Source organism: Vibrio sp. 704, assembly GCF_033339295.1.
On sequence record NZ_JAWOUH010000102.1, the window covers coordinates 1 to 1,134 of the forward strand.

Consider the following 1,134-nt stretch of genomic DNA (forward strand, 5'->3'; position numbering starts at 1 on the left):
AACGCTTGCAGATCATACGGCGTTGTCAGCGACTCTACGCGCTGTTTCAACGTAGGAACAGACAACAACGGCGCATCCACATACCCTACTGTTGAAGCCGTTAAACTCTTCACCCACGACTGTTTCAATACGCCGTTCACGACTGCCGGTGCTTTTGCCATTATTGGTAGCATGGTTTCAATGTTGGCAACCAAATAATCTTTTGCCGGACGCTGATAGCGCGAGTGATAAATGTTTAAAAAGCGGGAGCGGAAACTTGGGACATCCACTTTGATCGGACATTGGCTCGCACACGCTTTACACGCTAAGCAGCCGTTCATTGCTTCATAAACTTCATGAGAGAAATCGTATTCGTGACGACGATTAATGGAATGACGCACACGATCAATCATGGTTTTGATCGATGTTTTGTTTTCTAACGTTTGCTTTTCTAGGTCAAGAATATCAATACCTTGCTCAGTAAGCTGACGCAACCATTCACGAACCAATCCAGCGCGCCCTTTTGGCGAATGACGACGATCAGCCGTCACTTTCATCGATGGACACATCGGCGAACTGGTATCGTAGTTAAAGCACAAACCGTTCCCGTTACATTCCATCGCTTGCTTAAAGCTGTCACGTACTCGTACGTCAATTTGGCGATCATAGTAACCACGTTTGGTGTCGGTTACTTTTACCAACTCTGCATCGCTATCAAGTGGCGTACAGATTTTGCCTGGGTTCATTTTATTATGTGGGTCGAATGCAGCTTTTACGCGTCGAAGCTCAGTAAACAACTCTTTGCCAAAGAACTCCGGACCATATTCCGAGCGGAAACCTTTACCGTGCTCACCCCACATCAGGCCGCCGTATTTCGCTACCAGCTTGACGACTTCATCAGAGACTTCATGCATCAATGCTTCTTGGTGCGGGTCACACAAATCCAACGCAGGACGCACGTGCAGCACCCCTGCATCAACGTGACCAAACATACCGTAATTCAGAGATTTGCTATCTAATAGTTCGCGGAACTCTACAATGAAATCGGCCAAGTTTTCTGGTGGTACACACGTATCTTCAGCGAATGCGACCGGTTTAGCGCGGCCTTTTGCAGCGCCTAACAAACCCACCGCTTTTTTACGCATGTTGTAGATA

1 protein-coding gene is annotated in these 1,134 nt (G+C 47.4%); it reads right to left on the reverse strand.

What is annotated here, in order from left to right; all coding sequences use genetic code 11:
- Positions 1–1,134, reverse strand: a 1,134-nt coding sequence (locus tag R7R24_RS24740; RefSeq protein WP_318119737.1) for an FAD-linked oxidase C-terminal domain-containing protein, incomplete at both ends; no start/stop codon positions are given.